This is a genomic window from Caballeronia humi (assembly GCF_001544475.1).
In the GTDB taxonomy this organism is placed as follows: Bacteria; Pseudomonadota; Gammaproteobacteria; order Burkholderiales; family Burkholderiaceae; genus Caballeronia; species Caballeronia humi.
Window position 1 is genome coordinate 1 of the sequence record NZ_FCNW02000238.1, and the last position, 636, is coordinate 636.

Consider the following 636-nt stretch of genomic DNA (forward strand, 5'->3'; position numbering starts at 1 on the left):
ACCGGAGACACCCATGAGCGAACTCGATCCCACCCTCGCCGCGCCCGCCACCGACGCCATCGGCCCCCAAGCCATGACGCCCTCCGAAGCGTTCGTCGAAACGCTCGCCGCCAACGGCGTCACCGATATGTTCGGCATCATGGGGTCGGCCTTCATGGACGCGATGGATATCTTCGCGCCCGCCGGCATTCGTCTGATTCCCGTGGTTCACGAGCAAGGCGCTGGGCATATGGCCGATGGCTATGCGCGTGTATCAGGCCGTCATGGCGTGGTGATCGGGCAAAACGGACCGGGGATCAGCAACTGCGTGACGTCGATCGCAGCGGCTTACTGGGCGCATAGCCCGGTGGTGATCGTCACGCCTGAGGCGGGGACGATGGGCATCGGCCTCGGTGGCTTTCAGGAAGCCAAGCAGTTGCCGATGTTTCAGGAATTCACGAAGTATCAGGGCCACGTCACGCACCCGGCGCGCATGGCCGAATTCACGGGCCGTTGCTTCGACCGCGCGATGGCCGAGATGGGACCGACGCAACTGAACATCCCGCGCGATTACTTCTACGGCCAGATCAAGGCCGACATCCCGCAGCCGCAGCGGCTCGATCGTGGCGCGGGTGGCGAACAGCGTCTGAACGAAGC

The 636-nt window shown here is 64.3% G+C and carries 1 protein-coding gene; it reads left to right on the forward strand.

Features of this window, described 5'->3' with window-relative positions; all coding sequences use genetic code 11:
- Positions 1 to 13: 13 nt before the first annotated feature.
- The coding region (locus AWB65_RS35220) for a thiamine pyrophosphate-binding protein (RefSeq protein ID WP_268808286.1) at positions 14 to 636 on the forward strand (623 nt) is incomplete at its 3' end.